Below are 19,368 nucleotides of genomic sequence, written 5' to 3' on the forward strand. Positions count from 1 at the left end.
CGAGAGTGCACGCATAGACCACTAACGTTGATTTACCGGACCCAGCCAGAGCATAATTCGCCATTCCTATGATCGAGATCGATCTCCCCGCCGAAAACGGGATTGAATACGAAATGTGGCAAATCCTTGTGCGCAGAGGCGAAAGACTTTCAGATGGGTCGCCGTCGGCGAGGATCACGCCGACACCATGCGGCGGTTCCGCGAACTTCCGAACTGCGCAGTTGCGATTGCCGACGCCGGGAACATCCCGAGCACTCGCCGGTTCAGGTCGTCCATTACTTCTGGAGGGCCATATGGCTAAAACGATGAGTGCACAGGACATCTTCCTGGACGGACTTCGCAACGCGCACGCGATGGAGAAGCAGGCCTTGTCCATCATGCAGCCTCAGCTGAACCGGCTGCAGCACTATCCGGAAATGTCGGCCCTTCTGGACCAGCATATCCGCGAGACCGAGACCCAGATCGGCCGCCTGGAGCAGATCCTGACCAGCCTTGACGCCTCGTCATCGGGGCTGAAGGATCTAGGCCTTTCGATGACCGGCAGCATGGCGGCTCTCAGCCATACGCTGGCAGGTGACGAGATCCTCAAGAACACCTTCGCCAACCACGCCTTTGAGAACTTCGAGATCGCGGCCTATGTTTCACTGATCACTACCGCCGACTTGTGCGGCGCGGGCGAGGCGACGGTACTTCTTCAGCAAAGTCTGGACGAAGAGCGGCACATGGCCAGCGCCCTCCACGACAGCATCGACGCCGTAACCCGCCGCTATGTCACGCTTGCGGCATCAGATGACCGCGCCGATATCTGAGCTCGCACCGGTCGACCTGCCCGTCGCGGTGGTGGACCTGTCCGAGGTGGTCGTCATCGGGGCGGGCTTCGGCGGGTTGGAGGTCGCCAAGGCCCTGGGCCGAAGCGGCGTCAACGTCACGGTGATCGACCGGCGCAACCATCATTTGTTCCAACCGTTGCTTTACCAAGTGGCGACGGCGGCGTTGTCGTCGACCGATGTGGCAGAGCCGATCCGCAAAATCCTGTGCCGCTACCCGTCGGTGCGGGTGATCTTCGGCGAGGTTGTGGAGGTCAACGCCACGGCACGACGGGTGCGGTTGAGCTGCGGGCAGGTCTTCGGCTATCGGCACCTTGTGCTGGCCAGCGGCGCCAGCCATGGCTATTTCGGCCATGATGACTGGGCGCAATGGGCACCCGGGCTCAAAACGATCGAGGATGCCCGACACATCCGCTCGCAGTTGCTTCTAACCTTCGAGCGGGCCGAACGTGCGACCGATCCGATCGAGCGCCAAAGGCTGTTGGAGATCGCCATCATTGGCGGCGGCCCGACCGGGGTCGAGCTGGCAGGGGCCATCGCCGAGCTGAGCCGTCACACCCTTTTACGGGACTTTCGCAGCATTGATCCGGGCAGTACGCGCATCACCCTTATCGAGGCGGGGCCGCGACTGTTGTCCAGTTTCACAGAAGAAATGTCAGCCTATGCCCGGACCCGGCTGGAGCGGCACGGAGTCATCGTCCGGACTGGCGAGGCGGTGGAGGAGATCGGCCCCGCCACGATCACCATTGGCGGGACTAGCCAGCCCGTCGGCGTGGTCATCTGGGCCGCAGGTGTCGCTGCGTCACCGCTGGCACGGCAGCTGGGAGGGACCGACCGCGCGGGCCGTATCCCGGTCGACGAGACACTGGCCGTTAGAAGCCAGTCGCAGGTTTATGCGCTCGGCGACGTTGCCCTGCTCAGTGATCCCGAGGGCCGGCCGCTTCCCGGTTTGGCGCAGGTCGCCAAGCAGCAAGGTATCCATTTGGGCCAGGCCCTGGCCCGGCATCTGAAGACCGGCGCTCCGCTGACCCCCTTCCGCTATCGCAGTCGGGGCAACACGGCGATTGTCGGCCGCCATGCGGCCGTGTTCGAACAAGGACGCTTCAAGGTTAAGGGCTGGCTGGCCTGGATGTCTTGGGCGGTGATTCATGTTTATCTGCTGGTCGGCTTCCAGAACCGTTTTCTTGTCTCGATGCAGTGGCTTTGGCGTTATCTCACCTACGAACACGGTGCCCGGGTGATCGCAGGCGATTTCGTCGAGACAGATGATCCCAAGGCAGTGCCCCTCCCGCGCGACAGGGGGGCCGCACTGCCGGAGGGCGCAAAGACCTCCGTGGGGCTCTAAGACTACCTGGCGCTAGTGTTTCACGCCGGTCAATTTTATACGGCGGGACCGCAGGTTGGAATTCTAGCCATCTCGGCAGCTGAAGTCGGGTCCTTTCCGCAGCCTCTTTCTGCCTAACATCACACCCGCTCCCCGGGAGCGCACTCCCCCAAGGCGTCCCGTGCCGTCCGGCCATGCTGTTCGATATCCTTAAGATCCTCCGAGTTCGGGATCGTGCGCCGCGCGTCTTCCAAGACGGCGTCCACCTGCTCGCGCAGGGCGGTGCGCTGCTCGGATGTGCGGACGCAGAACGAGATCGCGTGCATCGACTTCAGCAGCTGGATGATGACCAACGGCACGCCCGTGCTGTTCTGGCGGATCTGGCTGAAGGAGGCGTTCAGCAGCAGGGCATAGGTCGGGCGCGGGCAGATGACGCGCGGCTGGCCGTCCTCGTCCCGAAAGACCCCGGGCGGCACGGCCTTTCCCAGCAGCTGCGACCATGATGCGGACAGGCGGTGAATGACCGCAACGGCCGTATAGGGATCGTTGATCCCCGGAGAGAGGGCCCGGACCGCGATCTCCACCAGATGGCGGATCGAGAACTCCAGGTCCTGCGCGGGTGTCCGATGCACGCCCAGCCTGATCGTGCCGGCAATCCGGCGCGCCAGATCCTCGGTGGCCCTGTCTTCGGGATAGATCCCGAAGCAGCGTCCGTCCTGGACCGCGAAATTGCCCGCGCGCAGATGCAGTCCCACGATCACGTCATGCGACTTGGCCAGATCGGTCAGGCGCTCGAAATCGATGGCCTGCACGTATCCGGACCTTTTGGTGCCGTGGAAGGCCGCGCGATCCGCGAAATCCTCGGGCAGCGCCGCTTCGGGATCGTCCGCCTGGCCGAGCGGCGGCAGCTGCGCGATCCCCTGGTCCAGTTCCTGGCCCACGGCCTCGATGAGGCTTTCCGAGATGATCGAGTTCGCCAGCACGTGGATATACAGCACCAGCAGCGCGACGCTGATGACGGTCAGCACCGTTGCGATCGTCACCGACAGATAGGCGGATGACGCGGCCTCGTCCTGCGACGCAAGGGACGCCAGCAGCAGCAGGCAGTAGATGATCGTCAGCACGAAGGCACCCAAGACGAACTGCGTCTGAAGGCGCCCCATGAAGCTGCGGATCAGCCGCGGTCCGAACTGGCTGGCCGCCAGCGTCAGCACCACCATCGTGATCGAGAAGACTAGGCTGGCCATGGTGATCATCGAGGTGAGGATCGTGGCGAGGAAGTCGCGCGCCTCGTCCGGCTGGCTGACATAGACCAGGCGGGGAAAGCTGTCGCCCCCGCCCTGACCAAGCGAGGTATCCGCCGCGATCGCCGCGATCACCAGGATCGGCGCCACCCCTCCCATCAGCGAGGGCAGGAACCACAGGCTGGTGCGGACAGAGTCCCAGACCGCGCGGACGGCGTCTCCACCTGGGAAAGACAGGGTCGTGCGAGTCATACAATAATTATTCGCTTGATCATTTGCTGGGACGGTACGGATGCGGCCGGAGTTCGATAACGCGATAAGCCGTTCAACATTTACTTTGTGTTCAGCTTTACATGATTGCTCCGCGTTCCTGAAAATCCCGCATTAAAGGTATCCGCGAACTTGGGATTGAAATGGAAATTGTCGATCTCACAGATCCCACCCGTTCTCGGGAGACCGGTGCTTCAGATTGGCGCCTCCGGTATTCGACGCTTCCCAGGCTGCAGGATGCAAAGTTTCCTCCCGGCTTTCGGGGGCGGATGCAGCCTCGCTGAATGTCCCACCTCCCTGTACTTCTCGCTTGGCTTGCGCCCAATGCTCGCCGTCCTTGCCTTCGGGACATCCTTCGGCCTCCCAGTTCTGATGCGCACGTGCGCGGATCTCGTCATTCTCTTCCATATCGACCTCCTGCGATGGTGCGGCTCGAACAGCTCATAACTGGAAATGTTCCCGGTTGGCCGCGGGAGGAAAGTCTTCAGATGTCTGCAAGAAGTTTAGTTGGAACTCCGGTGTGCATACGGTCCTGGTCCGGAGCAAAATCCAAACTCGTTAGGGGACCTGCTCTGTTGATTGGAACTTGTTGAAGGCCGGCAATACATGCTCTCCGAAGGTTTCTATAAACTCGCGCTGCTCCGTTCCGACGTGGTGAAGGTAGATCCCGTCAAAACCCAGCTCCGCAAAATCAGACAGCCAGTCGATGAACCGTGACGGCTCGGACGAGATGAGGACCGTATCATGCATATCCTGCGGGCAGACGTCACGCGCCGCTTCGTCGAAATGCTCCGGTAATTCCAGATCCCAGCAAAGTGGCGGGTCGAATACGTTCGAGCGCCATTGATCATAGGCAATCCGCAAGGCCGTGTCGTCGTCACCCGCGTAAGACAGGTGAACCTGCAGATAGACAGGCTTGCTGGCGCCCCCTCCATCACGAAATGCATCTACCATTCGGCGCAGTCGGTCTCGGGGTTGATTGACCGTGATCAGCCCGTCGGCCCAACCGCCGACCCACCTCGCTGTCGTTTCACTGATGGCCGGGCCTACCAAGCGAGGGGAAGACTGTGGGCGTGTCCACAGCTTGGCGCGATCGACATGTACCAAGCCATGGTGGGTGACAGTTTCCCCCACAAAAAGCGCCCGCATGATATCGACGCATTCCTTCAAGCGAGCGTTGCGAACAGACTTTTCAGGCCATTCATCGCCTGTGATATGCTCGTTTGCGGCTTCGCCGCTGCCGAGCGCCATCCAGAACCGGTCAGGATACATCTGGCACAAGGTTGCAGCGGCTTGAGCGACAATGGCAGGATGATAGCGTTGTCCGGGTGCGTTCACGACGCCGAACGGCAAGGACGTCGATTGGAGAGCCGCACCCAGCCAAGCCCAGGCAAAGCCCGATTGCCCCTGCCGAACACTCCAAGGCGAGAAATGATCCGAGCACATGGCAGCGGCAAAGCCTGCCGTCTCTGCCAGTTGCACAGCATCCAGTAAAGATCTGGGATCGATCTGCTCATGCGATGCGTGAAAACCCAAATAGGCCATAGGTGTTTTTCCCCTCGCTACAAAAATCAACGCTTGGACTTTGCGAAGGGTTCAGGCGCGATCAGGGTCCAGAACGAAATGTCAGGGGACCAATCTGGAGGTCTTTTTTTGTGCTCTTGTCGGCAGGGACATGCGGAACAAAGCCTTTGCATGTCGGTTCTGAACGCCCATAAACACGCTCCTGTCACGCCTAGTCACCCGGCGGGAACAATCACCTGTATCGGTGTCTTCGTCCTTATGACGCTTGATCCCATCTGCGCTGCCCGGCCAACGGGGCGGCGGTCCCTTCCTGCTGACGGAGACAGAGCATGACCAGACATTTGCCGCCGACCGCCGTACCTGACCTGCATTCCCCGCCCAGGCCGCGATGGGGGACGAGGCGCGTGGCTGCGATCGCCGGCGTCCTGACCGTGTCTGCCCTGGTCAATCATTGCCTGGCCCGACGGGCAGAGGCGCAGAACCCACCGACCGGGCGCTTTCTGGACGTGGACGGTGTGCGTCTGCACTATGTCGAGGTCGGCGACGGTCCAACCCTTGTGCTGCTGCATGGCAACGGCAGCATGATCGCGGACTTCGTCTCCAGCGGGCTTGTGGGTCTGGCGGCCCGGACGCACCGCGTCATCGTCTTCGACCGCCCCGGCTATGGGCACAGCACCCGGCCGCGGGGGCGGGTCTGGAGCGCGGATGCACAGGCGGATCTTGTCAGCGCGGCTCTGGGACAGATCGGGGTCACCGGGGCCGTCGTGCTGGGCCATTCCTGGGGGGCGTCCGTGGCGATCGCGCTGGCGCTGAGGCATCCCAGCATCGTGCGCGGCCTCGTGCTGGCATCGGGCTATTACTACCCGACGCCGCGGCTGGACATGCTGCTGATGGCGGGTCCGGCCGTGCCCGTCCTGGGCGACATCCTGCGCCATGCCGTGGCCCCGCTGACCAGCCGACTGGCCTGGCCCCTTCTGATGCGCAAGATCTTCGGCCCGGCGCCAGTGCCCGCGAAGTTCGGCGGCTTTCCCATGGAGATGGCCGTGCGTCCGTCGCAGCTGCAGGCATCGGCGGCAGAATCCGCCCTGCTGATCCCCATGGCCGCCGCCGCGGCGGCCCGCTATCCAACCCTGACCATGCCGGTCGTCATCGTCGCGGGGTCCGAGGATCGCCTGATCGATCCGGACGCGCAGTCCGGGCGGCTGCACGATGCCATTCCCGACAGCAGCTATCACCCGGTCCCGGGCAGCGGTCACATGGTCCACCAGACCAATGCGCCCGCCGTCATGCGGGCCATCACCGAGGCCTTTGCGCGCGCGGAGGCCTGACCGGGTCGCTTGGCCCCCAAGCATTCGGCGCGGCGGCGGTCAGGATCTGGATGCGGACAGGTCGTTGTGGATCGCGGTCGCGGCCACGGCGCCCTGTCCCATCGCGACGGCGATCTGGTCGATCCCGTTCGTGACGTCGCCGATCGCGTAGACACCGTCCAGGTTGGTCTTCTGCTTGGCATCGATGGCGATATGACCGTCGTCATCCAGCTCGACGCCAAGACGACCCGCCGGATCGGTGCGCGGGGTCGTGCCCAGGGCGACATACATCGTGTCGAAAGGCCGGGTTTCCCCGTCCTGCAGGGTCATCAGGATCTCCGTCTCGGACAGGGCGATGCCCGTCAGCGCGGCCTGGAGCACGAGGATGCCGTTCCGCGCGGTGCTGGGGGCGCCGTCGGGCGAGACCAGAGTGACCGAGGGAGAGTAATGGCGCAGAAAGCTTGCCTCCTTCAGGCCATGCGTGCCGCTGCCCAGAACCGCGATGCGCTTGTCGCGGATTTCATAGGCATCGCAGACCGGGCAATAGCGCAGCAAGCCCCGGGCCAGCCCCAGAGCGTGATCCCTGGCGGACAAGGGCGGCCGGTGATTGAAGACCCCTGTGGCGAAGATCACGTTGTGCGCCAGCACGGCCTGCTGGTCGGTCCTGACTTGGAATGCATTGCCCTGTCGCTCTGCCGCCTCGACCGTTCCGGTCTGGATCACCGCGCCATAGCGCCGGGCATGGGATTGCATCCGGTCCAGCAGCTCCTGCCCCGGGATGCCGTCCGGGAACGGGGTCAGGTTATGCGTCCGGGGGATCATGCGCGCCCGTCCGTCCTGTCCGTCAAAGACGGTCACGCTGCGCAGGAACCGCGCCAGATACAGCGCGGCGGTCAGGCCCGCGGGGCCGCCGCCGATGATGACGCAATCCTTGATGTCCGATGTGTCCAATGGGCAGGTTCCTTGTCCAAGGCGTGGGGGGCGATGTTGGGAACGCGCGGCGAGGCGGTCCGGTGCCGGATCCGCAGGGCGGCGGTACCATTACCATTGAGTGACAGGGGCGCTAATAATCTCCATCTCAAGGCAAGCCGCGCCGGGAGTTCCGAGGAAAGCCGAGCGCCAATAGAAAAGGCCCCGCAGGTGCGGGGCCTTTCAGGATTGCGGGGGCTGTCGGTTCAGACCTTCGGTGTGCCGGTCGCGGTCGGCGTTCCCGTCGTGCCCGAGGCGCCGGTCGACCCGGTCGCGGCGGAGGTTCCCGAGGGTGCCGTACCGGAGGTCGGCTTGTCTGCCTTGTCATCGGTCAGCTCGTCCTTGGCGGCGGCGACCACGTTGGAGGCGGCAGATTTCGCCTCATCCAGACCGGCCGAGACGGCATTGCCGACGCGGCTCTTCTCTTCCTGATAGACGGCCTCGGCCTCGTCGAAGAGCTGGTCGCGATAATCGCCCATCAACTCGTCCTCGCGCCGGGTGCCGGGCAGCATGGCGCCCAGGGCCGCGCCGCCGATCAGGGCCAGCGCACCGAACAGTAGAGGCTCGCTGTCATAGCTGCGCGCGACCTTGCGGTTGGCCTGCGCCATCTGGCGGTGGGCGGCGTCGCTGGCGTCCAGCGCCTTGCGGCGCGCGGTCTCGATCCGCTGGCGGGCCTCGTCGCCCAGGCCCTCGGTGCCTTCGCTCAGGCGGTCGCGCAGGTGGCGCGCCTTGTCTTTTGCCCTGTCTGTCATGCCATGCTCCTTGCTGGATCCGGTGGTCAGGCCGGAAAAAATGCCCGAGGTGCGGCCCGTCGTCCGGTCCGTCGCCTGCCCCCGGTCCGAGGCCCAACCCGGGGGCTGCGCCATCGGCCGGGGCGCGCGGGCGGGGGTCGGTGCCGGTGTGGGGGCCGGCGCGGGAACCGGGGTCGCAGGGCGGTCGTGGCGCACGGGCCGGTCGTCCGAGGACGTGCCGAAGCCGTGGACCGGGTCATGGCCGCGCCCGAAGATCATCCAGACCAGCCCGATGCCGGTCAGGCCCAGGGCTACGGGATTGGCGCGGGCCGCGGCGCCGGCCGATTCGGCCCATTCCGCGCCGTTCCTGCGGACCGAGCCGGTCAGGCGGCGCGACAGGCCGTCCAGCGACAGCTCGCTCTGCAGGTCGTCGAGGGTGCGGCGCAGGGCCTCGCGGTCCTTCTCGATCTCGCGTTCGATATGGTCGGGATTGTCGGCGTCATGCGTCATGATAGGCTTCCTTCACCGCGCTTGCGTCGCGCTGGACATTCTCGGCCGTGCGCGTCGGCATGAGGTTTTCAGGCTTCAGATCGGCCATGCCCTTGCGCAGCAGCACATAGGCCAGGATCGCCAGGATCACGCCGACGATCACAGCGCTCCAGATCGGGCCGAGGTCGGTCTCGGCCAAGGCGGCGACCAGGGCGGCGGTCAGCACGTTCAGCGTGACGATGCCCAGGACGGCGGCGGCCGCAACCATGCCCAAGCCCGCGCCGGCGCGGGTCAGGTTCTGGCGCATCTCGGCCTTGGCGAGGGTGATCTCCTTGCGGACCAGATCGCCCGAGAGGCGCAGGGCGTCGGAGGCCAGCGAGGCGGGGTTCTGCGAGCGGACGGGATCAGGCATGCGAGCCTCCGTCGTTGCGGCCACCGGCGCCGGGGACGGGGCCAGCCGGGGCGGTGCCGGTCGGAACGGTGCCGGTCGGGACCGCGCGGGAGGCGCTGGCGGCCGAGGGGGTGACGGTGGCGGTGCCGGCCGGGCCGACCGTCGCAGGGGCGTCAGAGGACGGGCGGCGGGTCATGCCGGCGTCACCGAAGCCGCTGGTGTTCATGGGCGTCGAGGACGGGACGGAGCCTGCGCGCAGGAAACGGATCGCGGCGAAGCCCGCCAGGGCCGAGAGGCCCAGGAAGGCGCCCGGCTGGCGGCGCGCGAAGCTGCGCACATCCTCGACCATCTGGGCCGGATCGGTCGCGTTCAGGCTGCCCGCCAGACCGCTGACGCTGTCGGCGGCGCGGTCGAACATGGTGGCGATGGACGAGTCCGGGTCGATCTCGGACCCGGCCTTGCGCAGGCCCGCGGCCACGCTTTCGGCGCGCTCGGCGATGCCCGAGCGCAGGTCCTTCTCGCGGCGCGTGACCTCGTCCTTGACGCTGCCTGCGAGGCGCGAGGCCTGATCGGTGGCCTCGGACATGATGCTGTCCTTGGCGGAGGTGCCGGTCGCCTTGGTGTGCGGATCGTCAACGGTCATCTGGGATCTCCTTCGGTTTGGATCGTTCGGGGCCGGGCGCGATGAATGGCGCATCGACACAAACTGTTGGGCTCCCAACCAATAAAACGACGCCCTGTTCCGAAAAAGCCTTCCAAATCCAGTTCGGGAGATGCGTGCGACAAACTCCAACACACAGATTTCATCACCTTTCGGCTCTCGCCATAAATGCGTTCAAGGAGGAGAAAGATGAGCGGGCAGCGAAACTTCGTTGAATAGCGTCATGTATTTAGCGTGCATGATGACGACAAAGGACAGTACTTTTGTGATTTTGATAATGTAGCTGCCCACGCCACGGCGCTGCGTGCTTTTTTATGTCCCACATCGTTTCGCAACGAAGCAAAGATGCCCCGAGGGAGATTCATGCTCAGCGAAATCGTGCGGAGATTGCATCTCCTCCGCACCAGAGTAAGTAACCTACATATTTTTTCGGCGCATACCAAAAGAACGAAACTTAGTCATGGCAGCTCTTGTTAATATAGGACCGGTTTGGCGAAACCGATCACAGAGGCTTCTTTAGTTTTACTTGGTGGGAAATACGCAACGCCGCAAACGGGAGAAACGCCAATGAATGGTTTGAAATTCGCTATCGTAGGCGTCGCCCTGTCAGGGTTAGTCTCCTGTGGCACTCCGGCAGAACGTTGCGATACCCGCATTTTGGAAGAGCGGAGAAATGTCTTACAGCTTCTTGATGAAGTCGAGGCTAATATCGCGCGCGGTTATGCTTGGGAAAACACGACGCGAAACAATTCCGGCTTCAGTTTTTGCGCAGGAGGCACCCGGCGCGGTCACGGTCAATTGGGTTTAGGTTATTCTACTTGCTATGGGGGGCCTACAACAGTGCGCGAGAGGGTACCCATCGATCCTGTAGCCGAAGAGCGAAAGCGCGATGCATTACAAACGCGTCTTTCGGGGCTTGCTTTGAGCAGAACGCCCCAGTGTGTGGCAAGCTTCAATACATTAATCGACGCGACCAGTCATTGATAACTAATTGACCGGCTTTGAAGAGCAGAAGGCCCGCACTCGTGCGGGCCTTCTGCTCTTGCCTGAGAGTGCGAGTGGTTATGGGGATCATCCCAGATCGGCGTTAGTCGCGGGTGCGGTCCAGATCGTCACGACGAGGAGCAGAACGCTCGTCCTCTACCTCCACCTCTGTGTGACGGACCGTGTCGGAGACTGTCTCCTGATGACTGTCGCTGGTCTTGCGCAGGGCGATCTCTTCCACAATGCGCGCCTCCTTGGTCACCACAGCCTCCTCATGGTGCTCTTCCGCTTCCAGCGTCCGCTCCCTGTAGTCGCCATCCATGTTGGCGGGGCGGTCAACCGGGGTCTGCACCAGTTCGACCCGCTCGTCGCGCAACTCGACTGTCTCGCTGACGGGAGTCTCCACCGTGTAAGCGCGGACACGCACGCGTCCGTGGCTGGTCTGGCGCTTACCGACGCGCAATCTTTCGTCGATGACCGGGATCGACTCTCCCGAGGGCGCGACGGCTTGCTCGCTTACAACTGGGCGCTCGGACACATAGGAGCTCGCCTCATAGCCGCCCCAGCCCTTACCTCGCCAGCTCGCCTCGCGCTCGTCAAGGTCAACAGTTTGTTCGGCGTCGAGAATGTCGAGAGCGGTATCATACTCGACCGTGTTCAGGTCGCTGGCAGTCACAAGATAGCCGCCACGTGACAGGCCCTCGGCATAGGTATAACGATCTTCGTCCGGCATGAAGAAATCGCTCAAACTGTCCCAGAAGCTCTTCCCCTGGCCAGTGTCAGCGCTAGGAGCGGTGCCTGCACCGGCCCCTGCCGTGAGGTGGATGCGTGCAATGGGGAGGCCAGCCTGCACAAGCCGATCAACGGCGGCTTGTGCATCGGTTTGGCTGTCGAAGAGAGCGGAGACGGACGTCTGGCCCGTTGCGCCGGCATTGTTGTCGTAGGTCATCGTGAAGATCCTTGCTATCCAGGACCTTCAAACCGTTCATGGATCGGTATGTTCCCCGTCAGCCGCGACAGAAGCTGTTTCGACGCTCTGAACGCCGGCACTTGTTTAGCCTCGACTTGCACTGGGTCGCCGTTTCTGGGATTCCGGCCCAACCGCGGGTCCCGGACCTTGCTGGAAAAGGCTCCAAAGCCCCGAAACTCAACTCTCTTGCCCTGAGCCAGACTGTCGGTGATCTCGTTCAGGATCGCCTCAACGGCGGCCTCTACCACCTGCTGCGATAGATGTGGGTGGGCATGCGCAAGTTTCCGGACCAACTCCGAACGGACCATGTGCATCTCCTTTGTTTCGTGCCGAGATGATTATGCATTAAATCGCGCTTGCCAGCCGGGCCGACGTTTTCTCAGACCTTTTGGTGGCCGGATCGGCGGATGTGCACCTGCCCGTCAGGTCACCAGCTGGTCTGGCTTCAATGAGGACATAATAAACATGTGTTCGCAAACGCCGACACGAAAAGTCGCATGAGGGTTTGCCAAGTCAGGCCAAACTGAACCGTCTGCGAATGTCGTCCGAACTTTCTTTGAACTTGTAGGTCGGCGCGGTGCGTTCGTTCGTGAGCTGCACTTCAATGGCCTTCAACCAATTCCGGATCTTCACCACCCGCCACGGGGGGCACGCAAAATTATGTGGTTTTCCATAAATGTCGATCAGGAGAAGTTTTCTGGCCATGAGCTGAAACTGTGCATCCTGCTCTTGCCCCGTTTCACTCTCAATGAGAGAAACGCCTTGCCATTCAGGGCAAATTATAACCCCCACCCCTTATTTTTCTCGGCTACCCTTCCCGGCTTCAATGTAAGTATAGATACGCGCGATGCAGACGTTCTTCTTTCAAGATACTATTAAGATGTTCTCTAACGTCTCCCGTGAATATGTCTTCCTCCGCCTTAGTTATTGCCCGATTCAACGCTGCATCGACAAGCCGATCGGCAGAGGCCTGATCTGGCATCATCGCACGTGCGGCCATAACAAGTTCTTTTAAAATTTCCTCAATACTTGTCTCCGGCGATATTTCTGGTCTGAAATATTGATACTGCAAGTCGCATAGGATGGGGGCGATTTTGCTTGGCTTCAGGTAGATGAGTTTGCGATCGAAGCGCTCAGGGATATGCTTTTTGCCGTACCCTGTCAGAAATACAAAAGGGATTGACTTGCAAGACAGTTTGTCTGCAATAACAAATGACGTGTCGGCTTGCACTCTTACGTCAAGAATTGCCGCTTGGACGGTATCAAGGTAGTAAAGTGCTTCGTTGGTATTAAAAAATGGTCCTACGACATGATTGCCACTTGTCCTGATTTCATGGGCTAAGTGATCCGCTTGAAGATAATCGTCCTCAACAACAAGGATGTTGAGAGGGGGCATCGAAATATAGTCCTCTATGTTTTTCATTTTTTGCTCATCTACACACAAGAAAACCAAGTGCGGATTATAAATTTCATGAAACTGCGAAGATATTATACCTCCAAGTTTCTCCTGTTCGATGCACGAGGACCTCTTGACGTCAGTTCCCCTGCCTATCCAGACTAGCTAAAGGGCTACGAGCATAGAACAGTACCATAAGCTGGGAAATTCACCCAATATAATCTACGAAATGTACGTTTGAGTACCTTGAACATGCGAAGTTTCATTTCGGGCATTCAATGCGATGCAAATATCTGCTGAGCGTCGGCAAACAGGGGGCAGCACGGAATGTGTTGCTGCGGCCATCATTCTGCAGTTCGGAAGGTGAAAGTGGCAGTCCCCAACGCGATCGTCCATCTCATGATAAGCTCTATCGGAGCCTTCGCAAAAGTAGCAATCTCAGCGAGACTTGCCATTCGCGCAGTTTGCGCCAGCGGCACCGGCTTCATTTTAACTTACCAAGTTCATCACCTCTCTCCGCGTCTCCTGGGTACTACTCGCGGCAATGAAGGATACGGCGATGGCACCTAAGATGGTTTCGTTCGAACCAAGGCTGAGCCGATCACGCTCAAAAGGCCTTACTTCGTCAAAAACACTGTCATAATGTGACGCTTGAAATCTACTGAACGCAGGAATTGAAATGCACGGCAACCACAACGAGGTTCTTGTTTTTTTGGCACTTCTGATCGCCACGGCGACGTCCTATACGGCGTTAGACCTTGCCGGCCGGTTCAATGCCGCCATTAGCAAGAAGGTACGTGCGTGCTGGCTTTCGGGAGCCGCATTTTCGCTCGGCGGCGGCATCTGGTCGATGCATTTCGTGGCTATGTTAGCGCACTCCCTGCCGGACATGCGTCCGTCTTACGAGCCCGCGCTGACGGTCCTGTCATTCTTGATCGCGGTCTGTGCCACGGGATTGGGCTTTGCGATCGTCGGCAATTTTCGCCAGCGGGTGCCGGCACTACTCTTGAGTGGTCCCCTCATGGGATGCGGGATCGCGGCAATGCATTTCACCGGTATGGCGGCCCAACAGATTTCGATGGTGGTAAGCTACGATACAGCCTGGGTAGCGGTTTCACTTCTTGTGGCGATAGGTGCCGCCACTGCCGCGCTTTGGCTCTCGTTTATGAACACAGGTCAGGTAGAGAAGCTTATTGCTGCCGGCGTCATGGGAGCAGCAATCTCAGGGATGCATTTTTCTGGCATGCGGGCCGCCACATATTCTTTATTGCCGAATGGCGGGCATTTTGACACCCACAGCGTGAACTCTGATGTGCTCGCTATTGGAGTTTCGACCGTCACGTTTTTGATTCTGTCGTTCGGACTACTGGCGGCTACGGTCGACCGCCGCCTTGCACAGCAAAGCCAAAGGGAAGCCGAATGGCTGAGAGCGAGCGAGGAGCGGTTTCGGACGTTATACCGTCGCACTCCGCTGCCACTGCATGCGGTGGATCGGGACGACCGTATAGTTGATGTCAGCGACGCATGGCTCGCCCTACTTGGATTCGAGCGAAGTGAGATTATTGGCCGTGGTCTTGGCACGTTTATGACGCCTGAGTCCGCGCAAGGCCGAACCAGTGCTCCATGGCCGTCGCCATTAGAAGCGAGCGCTGTTCGGAAAATCGACGCGAACCTTGTTACCAAATCGGGAAACATTATAGATGTCGAAATCACCGGCCGGATAGAATTGGATGCTGAGGGAAATTTCCTTTCTCGCATCGAAGGTCTGGTCGACGTCACCGCGCGCAAGGACGCCGAAAATGCCCTCAGGCAGGCGCAGAAAATGGAAATGCTGGGAAATTTAACCGGCGGCGTGGCCCACGACTTCAACAACCTCCTCGCCATTATTCTGAGTAATCTAGAGTTGTTGCGGAAACGAATTCCGGAGAGCGAAGGCACCCACCAACTGATCGATACCGCTATTCAAGGGGTCCAAAGAGGCTCGACCCTTACGCAACGTATGCTGCATTCGCGCGCCACCAGAGCCTCACTCCGAAGCCTGTCGACGTTGCTGCCCTTGTTCGCGGCATGGCCGACCTCCTGCAGCGGTCACTGGGACCGCAGTTTGAGTTGCTGCTTCCGAAGGCCAATCTGGTCGCCGTGGCGAATGTGGACGAGAACCAGCTCGAGATGGCGCTCCTGAACCTGGTCGTCAATGCGCGGGACGCGATGCAAGAGGGAGGTTTGATCGAAGTCGTCGTAGACACTGTGAACGCCTCTCCGTCCGGGCAGCAAATCGCAATAAAGGTGGTTGACCGAGGAGCTGGCATGGACTTGGCCACGCTTAGTCGTGCAACTGAGCCCTTTTTTACGACTAAAGGTCCCACGAAAGGAACCGGTCTTGGCCTTTCCATGGTCCATGGTTTTGCCGCGCAGTCAGGGGGGAGGCTCGAACTGATCAGCAAGCGAGGGGAGGGAACCCAAGCGACGATACTGCTTCCTGCCACCGAAGCACCGAACATTGTCGATACGGGCATGACGCCATCCGAGGCGGCACCGCCATCGGGTTTGCTCGCCACCATTCTGGTTGTGGATGATGACTTTCTAGTCTTGTTAAATATGCAAGCCATGCTGGAGGATATGGGGCACCGTGTGTTTCCCGCCCATAACGGTGAGGATGCCTTGAAAATTCTGGATCGGGTCGATGAGGTGGATCTGGTGATTACCGATCAGGCGATGCCGCGGATGACGGGTTTGCAGCTTGCAGAAGCCATCCATCATCGACATCCAGATCTGCCCATCATTCTTGCGACAGGGTATTCAGAACTTCCGACAAATCATCCCAATGTCACCTCCAAACTTAACAAACCTTACTTTCAGGCTGAGTTGGACAAAGCCGTGAGCGAGGCTTTAAGTTCACGGCCGCGTCCGAACGTCATCCCATTCAAGCTTCCTGCAATCTGAAGTGTCTTTTCTGGAAATCTTCTTGACAATGGTTAATATATTTAGAGCTAATATTTCACTTGCAGGTTAAGCTGAACGTCAGTCGGCAAGAGTGCCGGTTGATCGGTCGACCCTTGGCAGGATCGCGGCATGTAGGGCGGCTAGGATGAATGTCCTTAGTTTTAAAATGGGCGAGTTCACGAGGATCTTGCAAGTGTTGTGGCCGGACCTCCAGAATACTGCAAAGATGATGCCTCCGGTTAAACGATGACCTTTGGGGCATCGAAGGCCATATAGTCGACACCTTGGCCACGGCCAAGTACTAAGGGTTTTGTAGCTTCAGGCTATTAATCCAAATGGTCAGGGTGTGGGATAGCTTACAGCGATGCCGATGAATTGATGTCCAACTTCCTTCAATAGGCGCCCCGCGCAAAAACACGTCGCTAAAGACGTCCTCATGCACGCCCTAAAAAAGATCTGGATGAAACCAGACAGGCCGTGGCATTGGCAGTTGCCCTCCTTCCAGTTATTTATTGGCGTCTTCAGGTGATTGAATTGGGCGCTTGACGGGAACAATGGCAGCCGAAGCTGGTTACAACGCCCGTAGCATCAAGAGGAGCGGCCCATATGAGCAATGATCCTAATCCTGACAAGGTACCGCCAGACACACAGGGAGCAGGAGAGAACCTTTGCCGGGGGTGTGAGGGATCAGGGCAAATGGACGGCAAGGAATGTCCCGAATGCGACGGGAGTGGGAAGGTCACAACGGGAATTGGCGGCGCTTAGCAGGCCGCTGAAAAAGTGCTGACCCGCCTCGACCTGGTGCTGAAAACCAGAAAACTTGTCCAGAAATCGCCTAAAAAGCACGGATTTTTGGTCCGTTTGCGTCAGTTTCGGAATGATTTCCGCCGCAGCGCGGTCCCAAAGCACTTTATCAGCGGCCTGTTATACCAACGGCCCTAAGCACTGACCCCTTTTGCGTATTCACGCGTGGCAATCGATCGGACGCGCTCGGGGTCGTTTGCGAAGGCGTTCCATGCGCTGCAGCATCGGTCGACAATGTCTGCGTAGGTGTCAAAGACGGTGATGGCGAGGCAGTTTGCGCGCAGATAGGCCCAGATGTTCTCAACCGGATTCAGCTCTGGCGCATAGGGCGGAAGCGTCACGATGGTGATGTTGTCGGGGATGCGTAGAGCACTGGAGTTATGCCAGCCGGCGCCGTCCATGACGAGCACGGCATGGGCGCCCGACGCGACGGTTTTTGCGATTTCAGCGAGATGAGCGTTCATGGCCGAGGTATCGGCACGTGGCATGACAAGTGCCGCGGTCGTGGCGCGCGATGGACAGACGGCGCCGAAGATATAGGCCCATTTGTAGCGGGTGTCGCGCGGCGCACGAGGTCGGGTTCCGCACTCGGCCCAGGTCCGGGTGAGCGTCCCCTGCTGGCCCACTCTGGCTTCATCCTGAAACCACACCTCCAATGGCTTCCCGTGCGCCGTCTCCGGTAGGGCGGCCTTTACCGTCGCGGCAAAGTTTTTTTAAATGCCTCCTGTGCCAACGGGTCGGATTTGGGGTGCTGTGGGCGCACCGACAGGCGGCGAAAGCCAAGGGCTGCCAGCTGCTTGCCGACCGTCCGCTCGTGCATGACCACGCCGAAGCGATCTTCGATCTTGCGCTTGAGATCGACGCAGCGCCAGCGGACCACCCCATCGGCCTCAAGGTCAGGCCCTTCACGGACCATCCGGGCAAGTTCCGCTTTCTGCTCAGAGTTCAGGAGCGGCGTCGGGCCTGCCCAATACCGGTTCGACAGACCGGTGATCCCCTCGGCGTTGTAGCGATGAACCCAATCGCGCAGGGTCTGCCGGTCCATGCCGCAGGCCTCCGCCGCCGTCTTGCGATCCGCGCCCTCCAGAACAAGAGCGATCGCCAAAATCCGCCGCACCGCTTTTGCATCCTTTGTGCGCGCCGCCGCCGCCCGAAGCTCACTTGTCGACATATCCGTTCGAGTGATCTCAATCGCCATCAGAACCTCCATCTCTTGATGGCAATGATTCAGATTTTCAGGTCGAAGGGAATCCCGTGAGTCAGAGCTTAGGGCTGTTGGTATTAGTCTGGGTCCATTCAAATATGCAGCCCTACCACTTCCATATCAGCGCCAGGTCTCGCGAACAACTTGTAAAACTTTCTGCGGTTACTGCAGTTTTATTAATGTCATCATAATTTGGAATATATGCAAAACTTCAGAAGATTCTCACCAATTCACACAGACTTCTTAATGCAATGTTTCGATATAGCCTCTGAATATCTGTATTAGCAAAAAGGAAACTCCAAACCTGTAACTCATAAGCTGTGCAGATCTCGATCGCTATCATCAATTTTTTTATCTCCGAGACTGGCTCCATATTGTGTTCGTTTTTTTACTAACTTCTCCATAAGAGTTTTCTAGCTGTTCTCTTTATGGGCAGAACTCGTCAAATGAATACGCCTTACTATTGTACGTTTCCTCACTGATGCGACAGAAGTGGTGGAATGCCGTGCTGACGATAAGTTATTTGCCACGAACCATGGAGATGACATGCCCATCTTGAAATCCGCCAGTGAGAAAGCTGCCCGCGCTTTTGAGATGGAAAGGCTTCGCGTAGCCATCACGCAGCAGAGGCTGATGCTCGATCAGAAGAATAATGAGCAAATTCAAAGGATGATCGAAGCTAAGGTCGCCGAAGCCGATCGGCGCCTTCGGCGGCAGCGTACTCCGGTCACGCAATCATAGAAGAGAGCCTGTTCTTCGTCGCGAGAACTGGCCAAGTTGCCTGATTCACCGTTCCGGGGGCTTCGGCGACAGATGTCGTGCGGCGGCCCGGAACGACGCGCTGGCGGGCCTAAGCCTGGCGGAGAAGCTGCGGACGGGGCAGCTTGTCGCCCGAGAGCGTGGCGGCCCTGCCGATGTTAGCAGAATTTATCGTGACGGGTCCTGCAGCGGCGATGCCGGTAGAGACGGAGGTCGCCACCGGCGTGGCGATCGTTGTCGGCGATTTCGTAATTCGCGTCGTCGCCGACGCCGATGAGGTCCTGCTGACGCGGTCGATCCGGGCGGTGCGGGCGGCAGCATCGTGATGTTCGGCGCAGTCAAGGAGGGGCAGTGACGGTCTATGTGGCGATGTGCCCGGTGGACTTTCGCGTGGGGAGTGAAAGAAGTCAGAAAACGGTCCGGGGGACTGTTTTCCCGACGAACGGTCTGGCGCTGGCTGTGCAGGAGATGTTCGGACTCGACCCGTGTCTCGCGGGGGCGGTCTTCGCGTTCCGTGCGAAGCGGGCGGCCCATATCAAGCTTTTGGTATAGGATCAGACCGGAATGGTGC

At 59.9% G+C, this 19,368-nt stretch carries 20 protein-coding genes; 9 read left to right on the top strand and 11 right to left on the bottom strand.

The window, feature by feature from the left end:
• Positions 1–68 precede the first annotated feature (68 nt).
• Together E4191_RS23025 and E4191_RS23030 are read left to right on the top strand one after the other, a co-directional pair.
• Positions 69–809: a ferritin-like domain-containing protein gene (locus E4191_RS23025; protein WP_331459688.1), complete on the top strand. Its 741-nt coding sequence runs from the start codon at positions 69–71 to the stop codon at positions 807–809.
• Complete coding sequence (locus E4191_RS23030; protein ID WP_139616603.1) at positions 790–2,172, top strand: NAD(P)/FAD-dependent oxidoreductase; 1,383 nt, start codon at positions 790–792, stop codon at positions 2,170–2,172. The genes E4191_RS23025 and E4191_RS23030 overlap by 20 nt, the downstream gene beginning before the upstream one ends.
• A 119-nt stretch (positions 2,173–2,291) precedes the next feature.
• On the opposite strand, the gene E4191_RS23035 is transcribed toward E4191_RS23030, so the two are convergent.
• The 3 genes from E4191_RS23035 to E4191_RS23045 form a co-directional block, all read right to left on the bottom strand.
• Positions 2,292–3,647: a DUF2254 domain-containing protein gene (locus E4191_RS23035; RefSeq protein ID WP_139616604.1), complete on the bottom strand. Its 1,356-nt coding sequence runs from the start codon at positions 3,645–3,647 to the stop codon at positions 2,292–2,294.
• A 177-nt stretch (positions 3,648–3,824) separates the two neighbouring features.
• Complete coding sequence (locus tag E4191_RS23040; RefSeq protein ID WP_139616605.1) at positions 3,825–4,073, bottom strand: DUF2934 domain-containing protein; 249 nt, start codon at positions 4,071–4,073, stop codon at positions 3,825–3,827.
• Positions 4,074–4,223: 150 nt separating this feature from the next.
• The gene (locus tag E4191_RS23045; protein WP_139616606.1) at positions 4,224–5,210 is read right to left on the bottom strand and encodes a TIGR03885 family FMN-dependent LLM class oxidoreductase; all 987 of its coding nucleotides are present in this window, start codon (positions 5,208–5,210) and stop codon (positions 4,224–4,226) included.
• 383 nt (positions 5,211–5,593) lie between these two features.
• Between E4191_RS23045 and E4191_RS23050 the strand changes: the two genes are divergently transcribed.
• Positions 5,594–6,517, top strand: coding sequence for an alpha/beta fold hydrolase (locus tag E4191_RS23050; protein ID WP_228461918.1), 924 nt, complete (start codon positions 5,594–5,596; stop codon positions 6,515–6,517).
• Positions 6,518–6,556: 39 nt separating this feature from the next.
• On the opposite strand, the gene E4191_RS23055 is transcribed toward E4191_RS23050, so the two are convergent.
• The 4 genes from E4191_RS23055 to E4191_RS23070 form a co-directional block, all read right to left on the bottom strand.
• Positions 6,557–7,447: an NAD(P)/FAD-dependent oxidoreductase gene (locus tag E4191_RS23055; RefSeq protein ID WP_228461919.1), complete on the bottom strand. Its 891-nt coding sequence runs from the start codon at positions 7,445–7,447 to the stop codon at positions 6,557–6,559.
• 224 nt (positions 7,448–7,671) lie between these two features.
• On the bottom strand, positions 7,672–8,706 hold the full coding sequence (locus tag E4191_RS23060; RefSeq protein ID WP_139616608.1) for a DUF3618 domain-containing protein: 1,035 nt from the start codon (positions 8,704–8,706) through the stop codon (positions 7,672–7,674).
• A complete protein-coding gene (locus tag E4191_RS23065) occupies positions 8,696–9,097 on the bottom strand; it encodes a phage holin family protein (RefSeq protein WP_135819204.1) in 402 nt (133 codons plus the stop codon). Before E4191_RS23065 ends, E4191_RS23060 begins: the two co-directional genes overlap by 11 nt.
• Positions 9,090–9,719: a hypothetical protein gene (locus E4191_RS23070; RefSeq protein ID WP_139616609.1), complete on the bottom strand. Its 630-nt coding sequence runs from the start codon at positions 9,717–9,719 to the stop codon at positions 9,090–9,092. The genes E4191_RS23065 and E4191_RS23070 overlap by 8 nt, the downstream gene beginning before the upstream one ends.
• A 507-nt stretch (positions 9,720–10,226) precedes the next feature.
• Between E4191_RS23070 and E4191_RS23075 the strand changes: the two genes are divergently transcribed.
• Entirely contained in the window at positions 10,227–10,721 is a 495-nt protein-coding gene (locus E4191_RS23075) for a hypothetical protein (protein WP_228461920.1), read from the top strand.
• A gap of 103 nt (positions 10,722–10,824) precedes the next feature.
• Here the strand turns inward: E4191_RS23075 and E4191_RS23080 are convergent, their stop codons facing one another.
• The 3 genes from E4191_RS23080 to E4191_RS23090 form a co-directional block, all read right to left on the bottom strand.
• Complete coding sequence (locus tag E4191_RS23080) at positions 10,825–11,670, bottom strand: YsnF/AvaK domain-containing protein (protein WP_139616610.1); 846 nt, start codon at positions 11,668–11,670, stop codon at positions 10,825–10,827.
• Between the two features lie 14 nt (positions 11,671–11,684).
• Positions 11,685–11,999 (bottom strand): HU family DNA-binding protein, encoded by a 315-nt coding sequence (locus E4191_RS23085; protein ID WP_139616611.1) that lies wholly within the window; start codon positions 11,997–11,999, stop codon positions 11,685–11,687.
• A gap of 515 nt (positions 12,000–12,514) precedes the next feature.
• Positions 12,515–13,114 carry a response regulator gene (locus E4191_RS23090; protein ID WP_139616612.1) on the bottom strand — a complete coding sequence of 200 codons (600 nt, stop codon included), beginning with the start codon at positions 13,112–13,114 and terminating at the stop codon, positions 12,515–12,517.
• Between the two features lie 652 nt (positions 13,115–13,766).
• Here E4191_RS23090 and E4191_RS24440 point away from each other — a divergent pair.
• Positions 13,767–15,269 (top strand): MHYT domain-containing protein, encoded by a 1,503-nt coding sequence (locus tag E4191_RS24440; protein ID WP_228461921.1) that lies wholly within the window; start codon positions 13,767–13,769, stop codon positions 15,267–15,269.
• A complete protein-coding gene (locus E4191_RS24445; protein ID WP_228461922.1) occupies positions 15,227–16,030 on the top strand; it encodes an ATP-binding protein in 804 nt (267 codons plus the stop codon). Before E4191_RS24440 ends, E4191_RS24445 begins: the two co-directional genes overlap by 43 nt.
• 938 nt (positions 16,031–16,968) lie before the next feature.
• On the opposite strand, the gene E4191_RS23100 is transcribed toward E4191_RS24445, so the two are convergent.
• Positions 16,969–18,035, bottom strand: a protein-coding gene (locus E4191_RS23100; protein ID WP_135314351.1) for an IS630 family transposase whose coding sequence is annotated in 2 segments (ribosomal slippage) — positions 16,969–17,549 and positions 17,549–18,035 — 1,068 coding nt in all. Because the reading frame shifts where the segments join, the coding sequence is not laid out codon by codon here.
• A gap of 549 nt (positions 18,036–18,584) precedes the next feature.
• Between E4191_RS23100 and E4191_RS23105 the strand changes: the two genes are divergently transcribed.
• The 3 genes from E4191_RS23105 to E4191_RS23110 all read left to right on the top strand — a co-directional run bounded on the left by E4191_RS23105 (position 18,585) and on the right by E4191_RS23110 (position 19,349).
• On the top strand, positions 18,585–18,779 hold the full coding sequence (locus E4191_RS23105) for a hypothetical protein (protein WP_139616613.1): 195 nt from the start codon (positions 18,585–18,587) through the stop codon (positions 18,777–18,779).
• Between the two features lie 173 nt (positions 18,780–18,952).
• Complete coding sequence (locus tag E4191_RS24005) at positions 18,953–19,123, top strand: hypothetical protein (RefSeq protein WP_176562872.1); 171 nt, start codon at positions 18,953–18,955, stop codon at positions 19,121–19,123.
• A 25-nt stretch (positions 19,124–19,148) separates the two neighbouring features.
• Entirely contained in the window at positions 19,149–19,349 is a 201-nt protein-coding gene (locus tag E4191_RS23110; protein WP_139616614.1) for a transposase, read from the top strand.
• The last annotated feature ends 19 nt before the right edge of the window (positions 19,350–19,368 follow it).

It is taken from the genome of Paracoccus liaowanqingii (genome assembly GCF_004683865.2).
In the GTDB taxonomy this organism is placed as follows: domain Bacteria; phylum Pseudomonadota; class Alphaproteobacteria; order Rhodobacterales; family Rhodobacteraceae; genus Paracoccus; species Paracoccus liaowanqingii.

What these genes read in the sequence shown, in the direction of transcription:
- E4191_RS23105 (WP_139616613.1), top strand. Translation starts at nt 18,585, where the DNA reads ATGCCCATCTTGAAATCCGCCAGTGAGAAAGCTGCCCGCGCTTTTGAG.
- E4191_RS23085 (WP_139616611.1), bottom strand. Translation starts at nt 11,999, where the DNA reads ATGGTCCGTTCGGAGTTGGTCCGGAAACTTGCGCATGCCCACCCACAT.
- E4191_RS23070 (WP_139616609.1), bottom strand. Translation starts at nt 9,719, where the DNA reads ATGACCGTTGACGATCCGCACACCAAGGCGACCGGCACCTCCGCCAAG.
- E4191_RS23065 (WP_135819204.1), bottom strand. Translation starts at nt 9,097, where the DNA reads ATGCCTGATCCCGTCCGCTCGCAGAACCCCGCCTCGCTGGCCTCCGAC.
- E4191_RS23045 (WP_139616606.1), bottom strand. Translation starts at nt 5,210, where the DNA reads ATGGCCTATTTGGGTTTTCACGCATCGCATGAGCAGATCGATCCCAGA.
- E4191_RS23030 (WP_139616603.1), top strand. Translation starts at nt 790, where the DNA reads ATGACCGCGCCGATATCTGAGCTCGCACCGGTCGACCTGCCCGTCGCG.
- E4191_RS23060 (WP_139616608.1), bottom strand. Translation starts at nt 8,706, where the DNA reads ATGACGCATGACGCCGACAATCCCGACCATATCGAACGCGAGATCGAG.
- E4191_RS23025 (WP_331459688.1), top strand. Translation starts at nt 69, where the DNA reads ATGATCGAGATCGATCTCCCCGCCGAAAACGGGATTGAATACGAAATG.
- E4191_RS23040 (WP_139616605.1), bottom strand. Translation starts at nt 4,073, where the DNA reads ATGGAAGAGAATGACGAGATCCGCGCACGTGCGCATCAGAACTGGGAG.
- E4191_RS24005 (WP_176562872.1), top strand. Translation starts at nt 18,953, where the DNA reads ATGTTAGCAGAATTTATCGTGACGGGTCCTGCAGCGGCGATGCCGGTA.
- E4191_RS23090 (WP_139616612.1), bottom strand. Translation starts at nt 13,114, where the DNA reads ATGAAAAACATAGAGGACTATATTTCGATGCCCCCTCTCAACATCCTT.
- E4191_RS23080 (WP_139616610.1), bottom strand. Translation starts at nt 11,670, where the DNA reads ATGACCTACGACAACAATGCCGGCGCAACGGGCCAGACGTCCGTCTCC.
- E4191_RS24440 (WP_228461921.1), top strand. Translation starts at nt 13,767, where the DNA reads ATGCACGGCAACCACAACGAGGTTCTTGTTTTTTTGGCACTTCTGATC.
- E4191_RS23035 (WP_139616604.1), bottom strand. Translation starts at nt 3,647, where the DNA reads ATGACTCGCACGACCCTGTCTTTCCCAGGTGGAGACGCCGTCCGCGCG.